Source organism: Salinispora goodfellowii (genome assembly GCF_059570675.1).
Genome location: NZ_JCANTD010000001.1, coordinates 139,498 through 158,695 on the forward strand (window position 1 = coordinate 139,498; position 19,198 = coordinate 158,695).

Sequence of the window (19,198 nt, forward strand, 5' to 3'; positions counted from 1 at the left end):
CGCCGTCCCACCGGTCAGCCCAGCCCCACCCACTCCTGGTCGATCACCCGGCCGTCAGCGGCCTCAATCGCGGCGGCGTACACCTCGAGAATCCGGCGGGCAACCGTGGGCCAGTCAAACGTCGCCACCACCTGATCCGCGTACCCGGTCAGTTCGGTCCGCGCGTCCGCGTCGGCCAGAAGGTCGGCCAGCGCCGACCGCAGCGCCGCCGAGTCGCCGGTGCGGAACAGCCGGCCGGCCCGGCCCCGGTCCAGCACCCGGCGGAACGCGTCGAGATCACTCGCCACGACCGCGGTCCCCGCCGCGAGCGCCTCGGTGAGGATCATGCCGAACGACTCCCCGCCCGTGTTCGGTGCCACGTAGAGGTGGACACTGCGCAGCATCCGCGCCTTGTCCACCTCGGAGACCAGCCCGAGAAAAGTGATGCGGTCCCGCAGCTCGGCCGGGAACTGGTCGTACAGGTCGGCCGGATCACCGGGGCCGGCGACCAGCAGGCGCAGCCCCGGACGCTCCCCGGCCAACGACACGAACGCGTCCCGCAGCACCGGGAAGCCCTTGCGGGCTTCGGTGAAGCGGCCGAGGAAACCGATCGTGCCGCCGTCGCCGGGCGTACACGAACCCGGCCAGCCCGGCAGCGGCTGGGCGTCGGCGAACTTGGCGACGGCCACCCCGTTCGGGATCTCCACCGCTCCGCCGTCCATGTGCTCCACCTGCACCTTGCGGGCCAGGGCACTCACCGCGATCCGGGCGGTGATGCGCTCCAACACGATCTGGAGCACCCCCTGGGCGGCGGCGAGCACCCGGGAACGCGTCATCGCCGTGTGGAAGGTCGCCACCACCGGCCCCCGCGCGCAGAGCACGGCGAACATCGACAGGCTCAGCGTCAGCGGCTCGTGCACGTGCAGCACGTCGAAGTCGCCCCGGTTGATCCAGCGACGGACCCGCGCGGTGGAGACCGGGCCGAAGGCGATCCGGGCCACCGAGCCGTTGTACGGCAGCGGAACCGCCCGGCCGGCCGGCACCACGTACGGCGGCAGCTCCGACTCCTCGTCCGCGGGGGCCAGGACGCTCACCTCGTGCCCGAGCCCGATCAGCGCCTCGGCGAGGTCCATCACGTGGTTCTGCACGCCGCCGGGCACATCCAGGGAGTACGGGCACACGATGCCGATCCGCACGTTGGCGCCCCTCCCCTCAGACCTGTCCGGTAGGCGGCGAGAGCCGCGCCGCGCCGTTCGGCGTGGCGCGCTGGTCCAGCCACATCCGTTGCAACATGTGCCAGTCTTGCGGATGGCGGGCCACGCCCGCCGCCAGAGAATCGGCGACCCGCTGGGCCAGTATCCGCACCCGTACGTCGAGCGGGCCCTGCTCGGGATCGGGCAGCTCCAGTGGCCCCTCGATCCTGGCACACGCGACCTCCGGCTCGAACCACAAGGAGGCGACGTAGAGCGGCGCGCCGGTGCGCAGCGCCAGCAGGGCCGGGCCGGGCGGCATCCGGGTGGGGGAACCGAAGAAGTCGACCGGCACGCCTCGGGCCGAGAGGTCCCGGTCGGCGAGCAGCGGCACCACATAACCGGCGTTCACCCGGTCGATCAACACGTCGAAGGCGGGTCGTTCGCCACCGCGGGTGGGCAGGATCTCCATCCCCAGGCCCTGCCGGAACGCGAGGAAACGCTGGTAGATCCCCTCGGGCTTGAGCCGCTCGGCGACGGTGGCGATCGGCCAGCCCATCGCCGCGACCCAGGCGCCCGCCATATCCCAGTTGCCGGAGTGCGGCAACGCCACGATCGCGCCCCGGCCGGCGGCCACATCCGCGGCGAGCAGTTCCTCGCCGTCGAGCCGGAATCCGGCGAGGAGCTGAGCCCGGCTCAGCGTGGGCAGCCGGAACATCTCCATCCAGTACCGGGCGTAGGAGCGCAACCCGGACCGAACCAGCCCGTCCAGCTCGGCCTCGGAGACCTCCGAACCCACCACCCGGCGCAGGTTGGCACGGAGCCGGGCCGCGCCCCCACCGCCGCGGCGGTGGGTGTGGTCGGCAGCCGCCCGGAAGACGGTGGCCGCCACCGGCCGGGGCAGTGCCCGCACCGCACGCCACCCCGCGAGGTAGGCCAGCTCGGTGAGGTTCATCGGCGCCACCGCTCGAGCGCCCTCACCGCTGCCCGCCCGAGGCGGTGGGGAACTGCTGGGCCTGCCGGTACACGTGGGCCATCCGCTGCCCCACCGTGAAGATCGAGACCGCGGCGAGCAGCCAGAGCGCGACCGGCAGGGCGACCTTCAGGCCCAGCCCGGCCAGCAGCCCCCCGACACCGACGATCAGCAGCCGCTCCGTACGTTCGGCGATGCCCACGTCGCAGGTCAGGCCAAGCCCTTCGGCCCGCGCCTTCACGTACGAGACGAGCCCACCGGCGGCCAGGCAGAGCAACGCGGCGGCGACGCCCGCATGGTCGCCCTCGGTGGCGAGGTAGTAGGCCACCGCACCGAAGACCGCGCTGTCGGCGACCCGGTCCATACTCGAGTCGAGGAACGCCCCGAACCGGGTGGAGCCACCGCTCATCCGGGCCATCGTCCCGTCCAGCAGATCGGTGAGAGCGAATACGGTGACAATCAACGCACCGGCGACGAGATGACCGCGGGCTCCGAAACCGAGCGCTCCGACGAGCACCCCGAGGGTACCCGTCACGGTAACCGTGTTGGGGGTCACGCCCGCACGGAGCAGGCGGCGCGCGACCGGTTCGACGACGCGGGTCATGCCCGCACGGGCCGTCACTTGGAAGATCTTCGCCATGGCGGTCCCACGATAACGGTCCGGTGCCCCCAGCGGTACGGACGGTCGGGCGACCCGCCCGAGGGAACTTGTGCCGTACGGGCATCCGGGTGTCTGATCGACCCAGAAAGGTGAGGCAGCTCACCGCTCCGCCTATCCCGTTCCCGCTTGGCAGCAGCACCCCGGAGGATATCGCCGCGCACCCGCCCCAGGCCGCTTCTCGCGCGCGGCGGTCGCCACCACACACCCGGCTGAGGGAGGTGCGCCGATGGCGCAGAAGAGTCAGGACAAGGGGGTCGCCGGTGCGGTACCGGCGGTGACCCACCCCGGAGACATCCGCAACGTGGTGCTCGTCGGGCACTCCGGCGCCGGCAAGACGACCCTGGTCGAGGCGTTACTCGCGGCGACCGGCACGATCGGCCGCGCCGGGAACATCGCCGACGGCACCACCACCTGCGACCACGATCCGGCCGCCATCCGCCAACAACGGTCGGTGACCCTGGCCTGCGCGCCGCTCGTGCACGACGGGATCAAGGTCAACCTGCTGGACACCCCCGGCTACGCCGACTTCGTCGGCGAGCTGCGCGCCGGGCTGCGGGCCGCCGACGCCGCGCTCTTCGTCGTCTCCGCCGTGGACGGGATGGATGCCACCACCGCCGCGCTGTGGGAGGAGTGCGCGGCCGTGAACATGCCCCGGGCGGTGGCCGTCTCCCGGCTGGACCACCCGCGCGCGGACTTCGACGAGGCGGTCGCCCGCTGCCAGCGGGTGTTCGGCGACAATGTGCTCCCGCTCTACCTGCCGATGCTCGGCGACGACGGCGTCTCCACCGCCGGCCTGCTCGGGCTGATCACCCGCCGGGTCCTGGACTACACCGCCGGGCTGCCCGCCGAGGTACGGGAGCCGGACCCGGAACACCTGCCGGCCATCGTCGAGTCCCGCGACGAACTGATCGAGGGAATCATCGCCGAGAGCGAGGATGAGACCCTCATGGACCGGTACCTCGAAGGTGCCGAGATCGGCACCGACATCCTCGTCGAGGATCTGGAGAAGGCGGTCGCGCGCGGTCACTTCTATCCCGTGGTACCGGTCTGCGCGCAGACCGGGGTCGGCCTCGACGCCCTCCTGGAAGTGCTCACCGCGGGCTTCCCCGCACCACTGGAGCACGACCTCCCGGCGGTAACCGGGGTGGATGGCACGCCGCGCCCCCCGCTGGCCTGCGACCCGGCCGGGCCACTGGTCGCCGAGGTGGTCAAGACCACCATCGACCGACATGTGGGGCGGGTCTCCCTGGTCCGGGTCTTCTCCGGCACGCTCCGCCCCGAACAGGTCGTGCACGTCTCCGGGCACGGCCTGGCCGACCGCGGCCACCCCGACCACGACGCCGACGAACGGGTCGGCCACCTCTACTCCCCGCTCGGCGCGACGCTGCGCGAGATGCGCGCCGGTGTCGCCGGTGACCTCTGTGCGCTCACCAAGTCGGGCAGCGCGGAAACCGGCGACACCATCTCGGCCAAGGACGACCCGCTGCTGGTCGCGCCCTGGGAGATGCCAGAGCCGCTGCTGCCGGTGGCGATCGTGGCGCGTACCCGGGCCGACGAGGACGCGCTCGCCCGCAACCTCGCCCGGCTGGTGGCCGGTGACCCCACTCTGCGGCTCCACCGCGACAGCGAGACGCGTCAGCTGGTGCTCTGGTGCATGGGGGAGGCGCACGCCGACGTGGTGTTGGAACGGTTGCGCAGCGGTGGGGTGGAGCTGGACACGACACCGGTGCGGGTCGCCCTGCGGGAGACGTTCACCGTGGCGGCCAAGGGGCACGGCCGGCACGTCAAGCAGTCCGGCGGGCACGGCCAGTACGCGGTCTGCGACATCGAGGTGGAACCGCTACCCCGGGGCGCTGGCTTCGAGTTCGTCAGCCGGGTGGTAGGCGGAGCCGTACCGCACAACTACATCCCGTCGGTGGAGAAGGGGGTCCGGGCCCAGCTGGAGCGCGGACTGGCGGCCGGCGCCCCCCTGGTGGACCTGCGGGTGACGCTCGTGGACGGCAAGGCGCACAGCGTCGACTCCTCCGACGCGGCGTTCCAGACCGCCGGCGCGCTGGCGCTCAGGGACGCGGCCGACAAGGGCCAGCCGGCGTTGCTGGAACCGGTTGACGAGGTGGTCATCCGGGTGCCCGACGCGTCAGTCGGCGCGGTGTTGGGCGACCTCTCCGGCCGACACGGCCGGGTGCTCGGCACCGAGCCCGACACCAGCGCCGAAGGGCGAACGCTGGTCCGCGCCGAGGTGGCCGCGACCGAACTCCTCCGCTACGCCGTGGAGCTGCGCTCGATGACCGCCGGTACGGGCACCTTCCGCCGCGAGTTCGCCCGCTACGAACCCATGCCCAGCCACCAGGCCGACCGGGTCCGCGCGGAGCCCGGCTGACCGCGTACCGGGGTTCGCGGGGGCGCTGGCCGGCGCCGCGGGATCGTGGGTCAGGAGGGCCAGGCGCTGGCCAGCAACGCCCGGGTGTCGCCGAGCAGCTGCGGCAGGACCTTGGTCCGGCCGATCACCGGCATGAAGTTGGCGTCACCGCCCCAGCGGGGCACCACGTGCTGGTGCAGGTGCGCGGCGATACCAGCGCCGGCGACCCCACCCTGGTTCATCCCGAGGTTGAAGCCGTGGGCACTGCTGACCTTACGGATGACGCGCATCGCGGTCTGGGTGACGGCAGCCAGCTCCGCCGTCTCCCGGTCGTCGAGGTCGGTGTAGTCGGCCACGTGCCGGTAGGGGCAGACCAGCAGGTGCCCCGGGTTGTACGGGTACAGGTTGAGCACCACGAACACGTGCTCGCCCCGCGCCACGACCAGGTTCTCCGGCTCTGACCGCCGGGGGGCGAGACAGAAGGGGCAGCCGGTGGGCCCCTCGTATCCGCCCTTGGGCCGGTCCCCGCCGGAGATGTAGGTCATCCGATGGGGCGTCCAGAGCCGGTCCAGGCTGTCGGCCATAGCATCGCTGTTGGTGTGTTCCTCCGCCCCAGTCACAGCAGCGATCCTACGGCCCGGGCGCCCGTCACCCCTCGGCAGCGGAGGGCCCCTGGTTGGCACGGGAGTTGACCACGTCGAGGACGTGGTTGACCGCCTCGGCCGCCGGCACCCCGTTACGCTGGGAGCCGTCCCGGTAGCGGAACGACACGGTGCCCGCTGCCACATCGTCGTCGCCAGCGATCACCATGAACGGAATCTTCTGCTGCTGGGCGGTCCGGATCTTCTTCTGCATCCGGTCGTCACCGGCGTCGACCTGGGCCCGCACGCCGGCCGCACGCAGCGCGGCGACGAAGCCGTCCAGGTACTCGGTGTGCTCGGCGCGGATCGGGATGCCGACCACCTGCACCGGCGCCAGCCAGGCCGGGAACGCTCCGGCGTAGTGCTCGGTGAGTACGCCGATGAAGCGCTCGATCGAGCCGAACTTCGCGCAGTGAATCATGATCGGCTGCTGCCGGCTGCCGTCGGCCGCCTGGTACTCCAGCCCGAAGCCGGCCGGCTGGTTGAAGTCGTACTGGATCGTCGACATCTGCCAGGTGCGGCCGATCGCGTCCTTGGCCTGGACCGAGATCTTCGGGCCGTAGAAGGCCGCGCCCCCCGGGTCCGGCACCAGCTCGAGCCCGGTGTCCCGGGCGCACTGCTCCAGCACCGCCGTCGCCGTCGCCCAGTCCTCGGCGGAGCCGACGAACTTGTCCGGTTTGGTCTCGTCGCGGGTGGACAGCTCGAGGTAATAGTCGGTGATGCCGAAGTCCTGCAGCAGGCCGAGCACGAAGGCCAGCAGGTGCTTGACCTCCGCTGGCGCCTGCTCCTGGGTGCAGTAGGAGTGCGAGTCATCCTGGGTGAAGCCCCGTACCCGGGTCAACCCGTGGATGACGCCGGACTTCTCGTACCGGTAGACCGAGCCGAACTCGAACAGCCGCATCGGCAGTTCCCGGTAGGAGCGCCCGCGCGACCGGTAGATCAGGTTGTGCATCGGGCAGTTCATCGCCTTGAGGTAGTAATCCGCCCCTTCGAACTGCATGGGCGGGAACATCCCGTCGGCGTAGTACGGCAGGTGGCCCGAGGTGTGGAAGAGGCCTTCCTTCGAAATGTGCGGGGTGCCGACATAGTCGAAGCCCTCCTCGACGTGCCGGGACCGGACGTAGTCCTCCATCGTCCGCTTGAGCACGCCGCCCTTGGGGTGGAACACCGGCAGGCCGGAGCCGATCTCGTCGGGGAAGCTGAACAGGTCGAGGTCGGCGCCAAGCTTGCGGTGGTCCCGCCGGGCGGCCTCCTCCAGCAACCGCAGGTACGCCTTCAGCTCGTCCCGGGTCGGCCACGCGGTGCCGTACACCCGCTGTAGCTGTGGGTTCTTCTCCGACCCACGCCAGTACGCGGCGGCCGACCGCATCAGCTTGAACGCCCCGATCAGTCGGGTGTTCGGCAGGTGCGGGCCACGGCACAGGTCCGACCAGCAGACCTTGTCCGAGTCGGCGGCGAGGTTGTCGTAGCTGGTCAGTTCCCCGCCGCCGACCTCCATCACCTGGGAGGAGTCCAGCCCGTCGCCCTTGAGCTCGATCAGCTCCAGCTTGAACGGCTCGGCCGCGAGCTCGCCGCGGGCCTCGTCCCGGTCCCGGAAGCGGCGGCGGCGGAACCGCTGACCGGACTTGATGATCTCCTGCATCCGCTTTTCCAGCTTCGTCAGGTCCGCGGGCTGGAACGGCTGGTCAACCGCGAAGTCGTAGTAGAAGCCGTTTTCGATCGGCGGACCGATGCCCAGCTTCGCCTCGGGAAAGAGATCCTGCACGGCCTGGGCGAGTACGTGGGCCGTGGAGTGCCGTAGCACGGCCAGCCCGTCCGGGGTGTCGATGCCCACCGGCTCGACCACGGTCTGCTGTTCCGGGGTCCAGTCCAGGTCGCGAAGCTGGCCCTGCGGGTCCCGCACCACCACGACCACGCTGCGACCGGTCAGCGGTAGTCCGGCCGCCGCGACCGCGTCGGCCGCCGTCGTCCCGGCGGCCACGACGACGGGGTCGGCCACAACGGGGTTACGGGGTGCGGACACGGTGACTCCTCAGGGCAGACGGTACGACTCGCTGCCGATGCTATCGGTCCACCCACTGCGCACCCGCCACGGCCGGGCCGTCGGCGCTCAGGGCAGCCAGTCCGGCAGCGACTCGCGAGCGGCCAGCCACTCGGCCGGCACTCCGGCTGGGGTACGAGCCCGGTGTACGCGGCGACGATCGCACCGACGATCGCTGCGGTGGTGACCACGTCCCCGCCCGCCTCGACGCAGACCCGCACCGCCGTCGGGGGTGACCGGCGGCAACCCAGCAGGTGAAGGGGACGGTGTCCGGCGCGCGTCCCGGGCGAGCGCGAGTCTCGTGTCGGCGAAGAGGGTGAAGGGCATCGTTTTACCAGCTTGCCGCTTTCACCGCAGTGCCGCAACGCGACCACCTTCCCGCGCCGAGTACCGTCTTGGGGTGGCCACCGTGCTCCTGGTCGAAGACGATCACGTCGTCCGCGGCGCGATGCTGCGCTCCCTCACCGGCCGGGGGCATGCCGTACACGCCGTCGGCACCGCGCTCGAAGCCCTGCGCCGAGTGGCGGCGGAGACCCCCGACCTCGTCGTACTCGACCTGGGCCTGCCCGACCTCGACGGTTCCGACGCCCTACGGATGCTGCGGGGTATCACCGATATCCCGATCATCATCGCCACCGCCCGCGACGATGAACAGTCAGTCGTCCGGCTGCTGCGCGCCGGTGCGGACGACTACATGATCAAGCCATTCACCGGCGCACACCTGGACGCCCGGATCACGACCGTGCTGCGGCGGGCCGGTCGGGCCAGCCGGACGGTCCAGCCCGCGGTGCACGAGGTCGGCGGACTCCGCATCGACGTCGGCGAACGCAGCGCCGAGCTGGACGGGGAGCCGTTGGCGCTGACCCGCAAGGAGTTCGACCTGCTGGCGTACCTGGCGGCACGACCGGGCCGGGTAGTGTCGCGCCGGGAACTCTTGGAGGAGGTATGGCGACAACCGTCGGTCGGCGAGGACCAGACCATCGACGTTCACCTCTACTGGCTGCGCCGCAAGATGGGCGAGACCGCGGCGAAGCCGCGCTACCTGCGCACCGTGCGGGGGGTGGGCCTCCGGCTGGTAGCACCCGGCTGAGGTGGTCACTGGCCCTGACCGTGACGGGTGTGTGCACGCTCATGGCCCTCGCGTTCCTGGCGCTGTCGGCCACCGGTCTCGGCGACGGGAGCCCGTGGTGGCTTCCGGTCGGCGTGGGGGTGACGCTGGTCGCCACCGCGGTGTTGGTGGTTGATCGGGTGGCGGCCCGCACCGTGCAAGCGGCCCGGGACCTGACGCAGGGAGCGCTGGCCCTCGGCGCGGGCGACCTCAACGTCCGGGTGGAGCCGAGCGGTCCAGGAGAGTTGGTTGCGGCCGGGTACGCGTTCAACCGGATGGCCGAGCACCTGGTCGCCACTCGCGCGGACGAGCGGGAACTGGTGGCCGACCTGTCCCACCGGCTGCGCACGCCGCTGACCGCGCTGCGGCTGGACGCCGAGGCGCTGGACCCGGATGACACCAGCATCGGAATCTTCAGCGAGGCGGAGCTGGATCGTCGGCGTGGAATCCGGCGGATCCGGCAGGCGATCGCCACCCTGGAGGACGAGGTCGACCAGCTAATCAAGACAACCCGTAAGGCTGCCACGCAGGAGACCGCGCCGGGCAGCTGCGATGTCAGCGAGGTCGTCCGGGAGCGGATGCGGTTCTGGTCCGCGCTGGCCGGCGACCAGAACCGGCCGTTCCGGGTCACCGGGGCGCAGCTGCGCATTCCGGCGCCGGTGCCGCGGGCGGAGCTGGCCGCCGCGCTGGACGCGGTGATCGGCAACGTGTTCCGGTACACGCCCCAGGGAACGGCGTTCGAGGTAGCGGTCTCCCGGCGGGACGGATACGTCGCCATCCGAATCGACGATGCCGGGCTGGGCGTCGCCGACCCGGACCGGGCGCTGCGCCGGGGTGCCAGCGACCGTGGCTCGACCGGGCTCGGCTTGGATATCGTGAAGCGGGTCGCGGTGCAGGCCAACGGCTCGGTCAGCATCGACCGCGCCCAACTGGGTGGGGCGAGCGTGGTGATGCTGCTGGCCGACCCGGAGGCGACACCGCGGCAGGTCAGCCGGTTCGGCCTGGTGGGCCGGAGGACCCGGGAGGCCCGCGACCAGGCCGACGGCGGCCGGCGCTGGAACCGGCACCGCCCGGCTGATCGCTGAGTCACCCAAGCTGTGCCCGCGCCTAAGTTCTCCTTAGATCCCGCTTAACACCGGCGCTGCGCCGACACCAGCCTGTCATGATCAGGAGGCGAACCCACCACTTCGCCGGCCCGCCGCCCAGGCGGCATCGGCCGGTGAAGCCGTGCGCGCGGCGGGAACCCGTTCCCCCTCCTCCCCGCCGCGCGCACCCCGCTCAGGACGCCTTCGCCAGATAGGCGCCGATCTCCCCGGCGATCCGCTGCTTGCTCGCGGGGGCGAGGAAGGACGCGGTCACCGCGTTGTCAGCCAGCGCGGCGACGCCCGGTGGGCCGAGGTCGAGCAGCCGGGCGGCCACCGCGTACTCGTCGTTGAGGGTGGTGCCGAACATCGGCGGATCATCGGAGTTGATCGTGACCAACAGCCCGGCCTCGACCAGCCGGGGCAACGGATGCTCCTCGATGCGGGCCACCGCGCGGGTGCGGACGTTGGAGGTCGGACACACCTCCAGGGCAAGCTGCCGCTCGGCCAGGTACGCCAGCAGTTCCGGGTCCTCGACCGCCGAGATGCCGTGCCCGAGCCGTTCGGCGCCCAGGTCGCGCAGCGCGTCCCAGACGGTCCGCGCCCCGGTGGTCTCCCCCGCGTGCGGCACCGACCGGAGGCCGGCCGCGCGGGCCTGATCGAAGTACGGCTTGAACTGGGGTCGGGGCACACCGACCTCCGGGCCACCCAACCCGAAACTGATCAGACCGTCGGGGCGCTCGTCCAGGCTGATCCGCAGGGTCTCCTCGGCCGCCGGCAGGCCGGCTTCACCCGGGATGTCGAAGCACCAGCGCAGCTCGATGCCGAAGTCGGCCGCCGCCCGGTTACGGGCGTCCTCGATCGCCTCGCAGAACGCCGGCGCGGGTATCCCCCGGTGCACGTGCGAGTACGGGGTGACGGTCAGCTCCGCGTAGCGGACCTGCTGACGGGCCAACTCCCGGGCCACCTCGTGGGTGAGCAGCCAGACATCCTCCTGATCCCGGATCAGGTCCACCACGCTCAGGTAGATCTCGACGAAGTGCGCGAAGTCGCGGAAGGCGAAGTATTCGGCGAGGGCCTCCGGGTCGGCCGGAACCGGGCTGCGCCCCTCGTGCCGGGCGGCCAACTCGGCGACGATCCGGGGCGAGGCGGAGCCAACGTGGTGCACGTGTAACTCAACCTTGGGCAGGCCGGCGATAAAGGTGGACAGGTCGGTCACAGGTTCTCCTCCACGCGAGCGGCGGTACGGGCAACGAAGAAGACGCGGCGGAACGGAAAGCACACCTGGCCCTGCTGCACCGGGTACGCCTCGGCGAGCCGTACGCTCAGTTCCCGGCGAAAGTCGGCCCAGCCGGTGGGGTCGAGCGCGCCGCGCACCGGACGTAGCGCGGTCCCCTCCATCCAGCTCAGCACTGGATGGTCGGCGTCGGCCGGAGCCGGAAGCAGGTGCACGTAGCTAGTCTCCCAAGCGTCCACCGTGCACCCCGCGGCGGCCAGCAGCCGGGCGTAGCCGAGTTGCTGATGACCACGTCCTGGTCCCGGCCGGGGCGCCAGTGTCGGACGTCGGCGACGGCGAACTCCACCGGACCGGCCAACGAGGCGGCCCGGTCGATCATCTCCGGTGCGGCGTCGATGCCGGTGATCCGGCTGTCGGGCCAGCGCTCGGCGAGGATCGTGCTCAGGGTGCCGGGCCCACAGCCGAGGTCGACCACCGCCCGGGGCCGGGTGGTCGGCACCCGGGCGAGCAGGTCGTGAAACGGCCTGGCCCGTTCGTCGCCGTAACGCAGGTATGTTGTCGGATCCCACATGACCCCTCCAAACCGTACGTACGTCTTGTTGAATTGTGGCCCACCGTAGTCCGGACCAGCCCGAATCACTAGGCTCACCTCATGGAGCAGCGCACCCTTCCCCGGCTGGACCGCGCCGTCGGCGTGGTCGGCCTCGGCACCTGGCAGCACGGAGCCGACCGGGGCACCGTCTACAACGACCCGGTCCGGCCGCAGGTGCACGACCGGTGGTGAACGGGACGGACGCCCCCGGCGGGCGAGAACGCGAATTCGCGCTGCGGGGCTGGCTGGCGCTGGCACTCGGGCTGCTGGCCGTGGTGCTCGGCGCCCTCTGGACCGTACAGGGGCTGGGATTCATCGAGGGCAGCGTGCTGACCGACGTGCGGCTCTGGGCCGTCGCCGGTCCGGCACTCGCGCTCGCCGGGCTGGTCTCGCTCTGGCTCGGCCTCCGCACCCGCCGCCGCTGAGCCCCACCGGACCGAACCCGGAAACGACGAGGCCCCGCATCCCGGAAGGGATGCGGGGCTCGTGTCGATCCGGGCGAGCCGGATCAGCCACTGACCGGCGGTCCGCCGGTCAACGTAGCTCAGAGGGGGCGGACCTGCTCGGCCTGCGGACCCTTCTGACCCTGGGCGATCTCGAACTCCACCCGCTGGTTCTCCTCCAGCGTGCGGTAGCCGCTGGACTGGATGGCCGAGAAGTGGACGAACACGTCAGCACCCCCGCCGTCGACGGTGATGAAGCCGAAGCCCTTGTCAGCGTTGAACCACTTCACGGTTCCCTGCGCCATGTGTATCTCCTTCTAAAACTGGCGGCCGTGCACGCCGTGCGGCCGGTTGGCCGTTTTCGAGCAGCGGCGCCTGAGGCGGCCCCCCTGAAGGAGACTTCTCTCAACCCACGCCATCTCGTCAACAGCGTGGAACAGCAAACCACGTACGCAAAAACTCTGCACAGCCTACCGGACGAAATTCTCTGACATGTGACCTGTCGGATGCCTAAGATCAGCCCGGCCGACCCACCACAAACCAACGAAAAGGCCCCACGTCGCCCGAATTCGACGAGGGATCCAGCTCACAGAGCCGAGTCACTTCGGCCAGTTGCCGGTCATCCGGCGCATCCCCACCGCTCCGCCCCGGTCCACCGCCGCCCGGACAACCGCGAAGATCGCCCCCTGCAACGCCGCCGCCGCCAGGATCTCGCCCCAACCGCGGTCCTCGTCGGTGGCGCTCGGCGCCGCGCCGGCACCCGCCACCTTCCACACCTGCTCGAAGATGGCACCCGCTGCGGCACCGGCGGCGAAACCCAACAGAATGCCGACCGGCTTGTACGCGGTCTTCCCCAACCCTCTACTCACCGACGCCTCCCCCGGACGATCATCAGTACGGCGACGGCGGCCACCGCGCCCGCAGCCAACACGGTGAACGACACCGGGCTGCCGTGGACCCGTTCACCGCGCGGCCGGGCCCGCCCGCGCACCCGCGCCGCCGCCTCGGTCGCCTGCTCCCGCATCCGCTCCTTCGCCTGCTCGGTCGAGGAACGCAGCCGCTTCTTCACATCAGCCTTGGCGGCCAGCGCCTCCATGGTCTCGCTGAGCTCGACCCGGGTCCGCCGGATCTCCTCGCGGAGCGCCTCAGTGTCCCCGCGGGCCCGCCCATTACCCGTCATCCCGGTCTCCCATCCTGCGCTGCGGCCTTCCCATCCCTCATCGCTACGGTGACGGTGTCGACATCCGCCCGGACGCTGCGCACCGTGCTCGCCGGCACCGGCGGGACCGCCTGAACAACCTGCTTCTTACCAACCAGGGCGAGGACCCCGGCGGCGACGAAGAGCACCACCGCGACGATCAGGGCGGCCACCCAGGCGGGCAGGACCAGGGCGAGCAGCAGAATCACGGTCGCCACGAGCGCACCGAGCCCGTACAGCGCCAGCATCCCGGCGCCGCCGAAGAGGCCGATACCGATCCCGGCGTGTTTCCCCTTCTGGGCCAGCTCCGCGCGGGCCAACGCCAACTCGTCGCGGACCAGCCGGGAAACCTGCTCGGTGGCCCGCTGCACCAGTTCGGCGGTGGACGGCTCGCTCCCGGCCTGGGTTGGACTGGCATTCGCCAGGTCAGCCATGCTGTCCTCCTCTCCTCGTCACCGCGCTTCATGCCCTCAAGGGAGCCGTCCGTCGATCCATCGCCCGAGCCACCCCACCCGGCGCAGGTCAGGGGTCGCGCAGCAGGTCCCCCCAAAACGTCGTGCCAAACGTGGTCGCACTCGGCCCAACGTCCCCCGCCCGACCACGTCACGCTAACCCCTCCGGCCAACCGGCGCAGCCGACGGTCGTGGCGGAGGCCCGTCGCGGGCCCACCGTCCGGCACAACCAGCCGGCAGCACGAAGGCGGCGACCAGGGGCGGGGCGGAGGCGATCAGGGGCGGGAGTCGGCCGGCTCGTCCGGGCCGACGAATGCCTCGCTACGGGCGGCGCCATCCTCGCTGCCGCCGAAGATCCGGGCATCGTCGGACCCGGCACCGGCGGCGAGTCGACTGGCCGGCGACGGGCGACGGGGCACGTCCCACTGCCACGGCTGGCCACCCCCGGTGTCACCGACCTCGGCCCGCATTCGGGGCATCGCGGTCGGCCGCTGCTTCCACACCCAGGCGACCAGGTGCTCGCGGACCAGACAGCGCAGGTCCCAGAGGTTGCCGGCGTTCGCCGCGCTGACCAACGCGCGCACTTTGATCATGCCGCCGGTCGCGTCGATCACCTGCAACACGCAGACTCGGCCATCCCACAGTTCGTTGCCCTCCGCCAGCCGACGCAGCTCCTCCCGCATCGCCTGCACCGAGATCGACCAATCGACATCGAACTCGGCGGTGCCGAGCACCGCGGCCTCGCTCCGGGTCCAGTTCTGGAACGGCTTGCTGGTGAAGTACGACGTGGGCAGAATCAACCGCCGGTCGTCCCAGATTCGCAACACCACATAGCTGAGGGTCAGCTCCTCGATTCGACCCCACTCCCCGTCCACGACCACCACGTCGCCGAGGCGTACGGCGTCGCTGAAGGCGAGTTGGAGACCGGCGAAGACGTTGCCCAGCAGACTCTGCGCGGCCAACGCCGCCACCACACCGACCACACCAGCGCTGGTCAGCACCCCAGCGCCGATCCCGCGGACGGCGGGGAAGGTCATCAGCATCACGCCGAGCGCCAGAAAGACCACCACCGCGATGGTCAACCGGCGCAGGAGCACCACCTGGGTACGAATCCGGCGGTGCCGGTTGTCCGCCACCTCGACCTGGAACCGGGCGAGTGCGGTGTCCTCGACCACCACCAGCAACGTGGCGACCAGCCAGGCGGTGGCGGCGATCACCCCGAGTACCAGGATGTGCAGCAGAGCCCGACGCCAGGTGGTGCCGGTCCCGTAGCCGGTGGTGAACCGCACGGCGAACTGCACGGCGAGGATGGTCGTCGCCACCTGGAACGCCCGGTGGGCGTGCTGGGCCAGCCCGGTCAACAGCAGCGAACGCTGGCCGAGCCGCCGGGTTATCCGGTGCGTGATGCCGACCACTAACAGGGCGCCCGCCGCGGCGGCGAGCGCGGCGATGATCGTCCCGAGGTAGCTCTGCACGGTCTCTCCTCCTCACCACCGGACGTCGGGACGCCCGGCGAAGGCCCAATGGTGCCGTTGATCGGCCAGGCCGACCAGTTCCGACCTTCTGGTCACGGCAGCGGAGGAGACAGAAGGCACCGAAGGGGGTGCCGGAGCGACGACGCTGACAGCACCTGCCCGGGAAGCTACCGTACGCCACACCGGCGACAGTAGCCCCGGAGACGCCGTCCCGGAGCGAGTGGAAATCCGCACCGGGACGAGGGGGACTCCGGCTACTCAGCCCGCTAACCCTGCGTCAACCGGATAGCGACCTGGTCGGCGGTGACGTTCTCCAGCGTGACCGAGAGCCCACCGACCTCGGCGGCCGGCTGCCCGGTGGTGAGGGTGAGCTGCTCGCCGGCGACCTCGATAGTCACCTCGTCATCCTGGGCGCCGATCAACTTGGCCTCGACACCGAGGATGCTGGCCTCGGCGTTGGTCTCGCGGTCGAAGGTGACTGCGCAGCCGTCCAGCCCACAGTCGGTGGAGACCCCCTCGGCAGAGCCGCAGCCAACCAGAACGGTGGCACCGAGGGCCAGGCCGACGAGGAGGCCGGCGGTGCGACGGGGGGTTTTCAGGGGGAGGGGAACGTATCGTTTCGTCACGTTCCAAGCGTACGAGACGATCGCCGTACCGGCTCTTCGCGGGCGGCAGCGCGGGTTAGGGTCCACTCATGCCGTTCGACATCGCCCGCATTCGGGCCGCATATCCCGGCCTGACGCAGGGGCACGTCCATTTCGACGGTGCCGGCGGCACCCAGACCGCCGCGCCGGTGATCGCCGCGGTGACCGAGACGATGGGTACGGCGCTGAGCAACCGCAGCGGCGGCAACCTTCCCGGTCGACGCTCGCTGGAGCTGGTGGCCGCCGCCCGTACGGCCCTGGCCGACCTGCTCGGCGCGGACCCGGAGGGGGTGGTGCTGGGCCCGAGCGCGACCGCGCTCACCTACACCCTGTCCCGCGCCCTCGCCTCAACCTGGCGGCCGGCCGACGAGGTGGTGGTGTCCCGACTCGACCACGACGCCAACGTCCGGCCGTGGATCCAGGCAGCCGAGACGGCGGGCGCAACCGTACGGTGGGCGGAGTTCGATCCGCACAGCGGCGAGCTGCCAGCCACCCAGTACCCCGATCTGGTCAACGAGCGGACCCGGTTGGTGGCGGTCACCGCCGCCAGCAACGCGATCGGCACGATGCCCGACGTGGTGGCGATCGCCAAGGCAGCGCACGCCGTCGGAGCGCTAGTCTGCGTGGACGGTGTGCACTCGGTGCCACACGGTCCGACCGACCGCACCGCGTTGAGCGCTGACTTCCTGGTCACCAGCGCCTACAAGTGGTCTGGCCCACACGTGGCCGCGGTGGCGGCGGACCCGGCGTGCTGGGAACGCCTGCATCCGGCGAAGCTGCGCCCCTCCGCCGACTCCGTACCCGATCGATTCGAGTACGGCACGCCCAGTTTTCCGCTGCTGGCCGGCGCTGCCGCCGCCGTGGACCACCTCGCCGGGCTGGACCCGACGACCACCGGGACCCGGCGGGAGCGGCTGCGGAGCAGCCTGAGCGCGGCCCGCGCGTACGAGGAGGGGCTGTTGGACCGGCTGCTCGACGGCCTCGCCAACCTGCCCGCGGTCACCGTGCTCGGCTCGCCGGCCCGGCGCTGTCCCACGGTCTCCTTCCGGCTGGCCGGCCGGTCTCCAGCCGAGACCCAGGCGGCGCTCGGCGCGGCGGGGTTCTGCCTCTCCGCCGGTGACTACTACGCCTACGAGTACTTCCAGACGTTGGGGCTGCGAGACAGCGGCGGGGCGGTACGCGTCAGCCTGTACCACTACAACACCGCTACCGAAGTGGATCGGCTCCTCGACGAGCTGGCGAGGCTCTCCCCCAGCCGCTGACGCGCTCCTGACCGGGATCGGCCGACCCCGTGCCGAACGGCCCATCCCGGCCCGCGATCAGCCGATCCCGGTCAGGAGCTCCGCCGCGGCCCGACTGCCGGCGCGGGTCGCGCCGTGGGTGGCGACATGCACCGCCCCGGTGACCAGTTCGGGTAGGCCCAACTCGACGACGACGGCATCCGGTCGGTCGGCCAGGGCACGGGTCACGGCCGTCCGCATCCACGGATGCCGGTGCAGGTCACGGACGACGAGGACAAGGTGACGACCACCGGCTTCGGCGGTGAGGTCCGGAGGCACCTCGGCCTCGGCGTACCGGACGGCGGTGGTGCCCGGCAGCAACGCTGCCAAGGGCGCGGCGACACCCCACGGTGTCTCGGTGCCGATCGCGAGGTTGCGGGGCGGTGCGAACTCGACCACGTGGGCCGGGCCGGCCAGCGGCAGCGCGCCCAGCCCGGCACGTTCCGTGGTGACCCGGACGGCCCGGCGGGCGGCGGCGAACCCCACCACCGAACCGCTGCCGGCCGCCGGGCGGGCGGTCCGGCCGGCCTGGCGAGCGGCGGTGGCGGCGGCGAGTTGGTCGACCCGCTTGGCAGCCTCGACGAGGCGTTCCTCGGGAAGTTCGCCCGCGGCGACGGCGGCCACGATCGCGTCCCGCAGCCGCCGAGCCGCATCCTCGTCAGCGTGCTCGCCACCGACGCAGATGGCATCGGCCCCGGCGGCCAGGGCCCGGACCGCGGCGCCGGTGAGGCCGTACCGGTCGGCGACCGCGCGCATCTCCATCGCGTCGGTCACCACGACTCCGGCGAAGCCCAACTCGTCCCGGAGCAGGTCGGTGAGGATCCGTCGGCTCAGGGTGGCCGGCAGGTCCGGGTCCAGCGCGGGCATGAGCAGGTGACCGGCCATGACCGCCTGCACGCCGGCGGAGAGCGCGGCACGAAACGGGGTCAGCTCCACCGCGTCCAACCGACGCCGGTCGCCGACGATCCGGGGCAGGCCGTGATGGGAGTCGACCCGGGTGTCACCGTGCCCGGGGAAGTGTTTGGCACAGGCCGCGACGCCGCCGGCCTGTAGGCCCCGCACCCAGGCGGCGGTGTGTCGGGCGGTCAGGTCCGGATCCGCGCCGAAGGACCGGACTCCGATCACCGGATTGTCCGGATTGGAGTTGACATCGGCGTCCGGCGCGTAGTTCAGGGTGATCCCCAGCGCGGCCAGCTCCGCGCCGAGGTCGTATGCCACCTCCTCGGTCAGCAGCGGATCGTCAATCACGCCGAGGGCCAGATTGCCCGGGCGGGAGCTGCCGAGACCCGACTCGATCCGGGTCACGTCACCGGCTTCCTCGTCGATGGCGACGATGACGTCCGGCCGCTCCGCGCGCAGCGTCGCGGTGAGCGCGGCGACCTGCTCCGGGTCGGCCACGTTGCGGGCGAAGAGCACCACCGCGCCGAGCCCTTCCCCCAGCCAACGACGCACCCAGGACGGGGCGGTGGTACCAACGAAGCCCGGCTGAAGGACGGTGGCGGCCAGGGATGCGAGCTGGGTCTCACGGGTGCTCACACCGCCACCTCGGGCCGCTCGGCGAACCTGTCGGTCATGTCCCTCCCCCGTCTCTGCGCCCGGCGGTGACGCTTTGCCATGGTCACATCACCCAAATGAATAGTCAATAAACCTAACAGTTGCTGGGCGGCGACCGACCCGGGAGAGTTCAGGGATGGACTCCGAACTTCTGGCCGAGGCGACCGGCCCAGCCGACGTCCCCGGGGTACGCCTCCTCGGCGTGGTGGTGGGCGGTCTGCTGCTGTTCGCCGCGATCCGAGCGATATTTCGCCGTTGAGCCCGACCCGCTTCACCACGGACCGCCCGC

Annotated in this window: 20 protein-coding genes and 2 pseudogenes; 7 read left to right on the forward strand and 15 right to left on the reverse strand. The window is 71.4% G+C overall.

Going from position 1 to position 19,198, the window contains the following annotated elements; all coding sequences use genetic code 11:
- Positions 1-14 precede the first annotated feature (14 nt).
- The 3 genes from T398_RS00655 to pgsA are packed head-to-tail and all read right to left on the reverse strand — an operon-like array spanning position 15 to position 2,782.
- Positions 15-1,175 (reverse strand): glycosyltransferase family 4 protein, encoded by a 1,161-nt coding sequence (locus T398_RS00655; RefSeq protein WP_496443434.1) that lies wholly within the window; start codon positions 1,173-1,175, stop codon positions 15-17.
- Between the two features lie 16 nt (positions 1,176-1,191).
- Positions 1,192-2,124, reverse strand: coding sequence for a phosphatidylinositol mannoside acyltransferase (locus T398_RS00660; protein WP_496443436.1), 933 nt, complete (start codon positions 2,122-2,124; stop codon positions 1,192-1,194).
- A 22-nt stretch (positions 2,125-2,146) separates the two neighbouring features.
- Positions 2,147-2,782, reverse strand: a complete 636-nt coding sequence (gene pgsA, locus T398_RS00665) for a phosphatidylinositol phosphate synthase (RefSeq protein ID WP_496443438.1) — start codon at positions 2,780-2,782, stop codon at positions 2,147-2,149.
- A gap of 247 nt (positions 2,783-3,029) precedes the next feature.
- On the opposite strand from pgsA, the gene T398_RS00670 reads away from it, so the two are divergent.
- Positions 3,030-5,183, forward strand: a complete 2,154-nt coding sequence (locus T398_RS00670; protein WP_496443440.1) for an elongation factor G-like protein EF-G2 — start codon at positions 3,030-3,032, stop codon at positions 5,181-5,183.
- Between the two features lie 50 nt (positions 5,184-5,233).
- On the opposite strand, the gene T398_RS00675 is transcribed toward T398_RS00670, so the two are convergent.
- The 3 genes and pseudogenes from T398_RS00675 to T398_RS00685 all read right to left on the reverse strand — a co-directional run.
- On the reverse strand, positions 5,234-5,746 hold the full coding sequence (locus T398_RS00675; protein WP_496444041.1) for an HIT family protein: 513 nt from the start codon (positions 5,744-5,746) through the stop codon (positions 5,234-5,236).
- Positions 5,747-5,810: 64 nt separating this feature from the next.
- Positions 5,811-7,826, reverse strand: coding sequence for a threonine--tRNA ligase (thrS, locus tag T398_RS00680; RefSeq protein ID WP_496443442.1), 2,016 nt, complete (start codon positions 7,824-7,826; stop codon positions 5,811-5,813).
- 87 nt (positions 7,827-7,913) lie between these two features.
- Positions 7,914-8,302 (reverse strand): annotated as a pseudogene (locus tag T398_RS00685) (ADP-ribosylglycohydrolase family protein); the annotation flags it as partial.
- On the opposite strand from T398_RS00685, the gene T398_RS00690 reads away from it, so the two are divergent.
- Entirely contained in the window at positions 8,245-8,934 is a 690-nt protein-coding gene (locus tag T398_RS00690; protein ID WP_018725602.1) for a response regulator transcription factor, read from the forward strand. The pseudogene T398_RS00685 and the gene T398_RS00690 sit on opposite strands and share 58 nt — an antisense overlap.
- A 29-nt stretch (positions 8,935-8,963) precedes the next feature.
- A complete protein-coding gene (locus T398_RS00695) occupies positions 8,964-10,037 on the forward strand; it encodes a HAMP domain-containing sensor histidine kinase (RefSeq protein ID WP_496443444.1) in 1,074 nt (357 codons plus the stop codon).
- Positions 10,038-10,230: 193 nt separating this feature from the next.
- Here the strand turns inward: T398_RS00695 and T398_RS00700 are convergent, their stop codons facing one another.
- Both T398_RS00700 and T398_RS00705 read right to left on the reverse strand, forming a co-directional pair.
- Positions 10,231-11,253 carry an adenosine deaminase gene (locus T398_RS00700; RefSeq protein WP_496443446.1) on the reverse strand — a complete coding sequence of 341 codons (1,023 nt, stop codon included), beginning with the start codon at positions 11,251-11,253 and terminating at the stop codon, positions 10,231-10,233.
- Positions 11,250-11,842: pseudogene (locus tag T398_RS00705) on the reverse strand (methyltransferase domain-containing protein). The gene T398_RS00700 and the pseudogene T398_RS00705 overlap by 4 nt, the downstream one beginning before the upstream one ends.
- Before the next feature lie 81 nt (positions 11,843-11,923).
- Between T398_RS00705 and T398_RS00710 the strand changes: the two are divergent.
- Both T398_RS00710 and T398_RS00715 read left to right on the forward strand, forming a co-directional pair.
- Positions 11,924-12,055, forward strand: a complete 132-nt coding sequence (locus T398_RS00710) for a hypothetical protein (RefSeq protein ID WP_496443448.1) — start codon at positions 11,924-11,926, stop codon at positions 12,053-12,055.
- On the forward strand, positions 12,049-12,288 hold the full coding sequence (locus T398_RS00715) for a hypothetical protein (protein WP_496443450.1): 240 nt from the start codon (positions 12,049-12,051) through the stop codon (positions 12,286-12,288). The genes T398_RS00710 and T398_RS00715 overlap by 7 nt, the downstream gene beginning before the upstream one ends.
- Positions 12,289-12,407: 119 nt before the next feature.
- On the opposite strand, the gene T398_RS00720 is transcribed toward T398_RS00715, so the two are convergent.
- The 6 genes from T398_RS00720 to T398_RS00745 all read right to left on the reverse strand — a co-directional run bounded on the left by T398_RS00720 (position 12,408) and on the right by T398_RS00745 (position 16,057).
- Entirely contained in the window at positions 12,408-12,611 is a 204-nt protein-coding gene (locus tag T398_RS00720; RefSeq protein ID WP_013732668.1) for a cold-shock protein, read from the reverse strand.
- Between the two features lie 294 nt (positions 12,612-12,905).
- Complete coding sequence (locus T398_RS00725) at positions 12,906-13,175, reverse strand: DUF4235 domain-containing protein (RefSeq protein WP_496443452.1); 270 nt, start codon at positions 13,173-13,175, stop codon at positions 12,906-12,908.
- Positions 13,172-13,486: a DUF3618 domain-containing protein gene (locus T398_RS00730; RefSeq protein WP_496443454.1), complete on the reverse strand. Its 315-nt coding sequence runs from the start codon at positions 13,484-13,486 to the stop codon at positions 13,172-13,174. Before T398_RS00730 ends, T398_RS00725 begins: the two co-directional genes overlap by 4 nt.
- A complete protein-coding gene (locus T398_RS00735; protein WP_496443456.1) occupies positions 13,483-13,938 on the reverse strand; it encodes a phage holin family protein in 456 nt (151 codons plus the stop codon). Before T398_RS00735 ends, T398_RS00730 begins: the two co-directional genes overlap by 4 nt.
- Positions 13,939-14,231: 293 nt before the next feature.
- Positions 14,232-15,431, reverse strand: a complete 1,200-nt coding sequence (locus tag T398_RS00740) for a mechanosensitive ion channel family protein (protein WP_496443458.1) — start codon at positions 15,429-15,431, stop codon at positions 14,232-14,234.
- 266 nt (positions 15,432-15,697) lie between these two features.
- Positions 15,698-16,057, reverse strand: coding sequence for a hypothetical protein (locus T398_RS00745; protein ID WP_496443460.1), 360 nt, complete (start codon positions 16,055-16,057; stop codon positions 15,698-15,700).
- Positions 16,058-16,125: 68 nt separating this feature from the next.
- On the opposite strand from T398_RS00745, the gene T398_RS00750 reads away from it, so the two are divergent.
- Complete coding sequence (locus T398_RS00750) at positions 16,126-17,337, forward strand: cysteine desulfurase-like protein (RefSeq protein ID WP_496443462.1); 1,212 nt, start codon at positions 16,126-16,128, stop codon at positions 17,335-17,337.
- Positions 17,338-17,394: 57 nt separating this feature from the next.
- Here T398_RS00750 and T398_RS00755 read toward each other — a convergent pair whose 3' ends face one another.
- Positions 17,395-18,891, reverse strand: coding sequence for a glycoside hydrolase family 3 protein (locus T398_RS00755; RefSeq protein WP_496443464.1), 1,497 nt, complete (start codon positions 18,889-18,891; stop codon positions 17,395-17,397).
- A 154-nt stretch (positions 18,892-19,045) separates the two neighbouring features.
- Between T398_RS00755 and T398_RS00760 the strand changes: the two genes are divergently transcribed.
- On the forward strand, positions 19,046-19,168 hold the full coding sequence (locus tag T398_RS00760) for a hypothetical protein (protein ID WP_496443466.1): 123 nt from the start codon (positions 19,046-19,048) through the stop codon (positions 19,166-19,168).
- Positions 19,169-19,198: the final 30 nt, after the last annotated feature.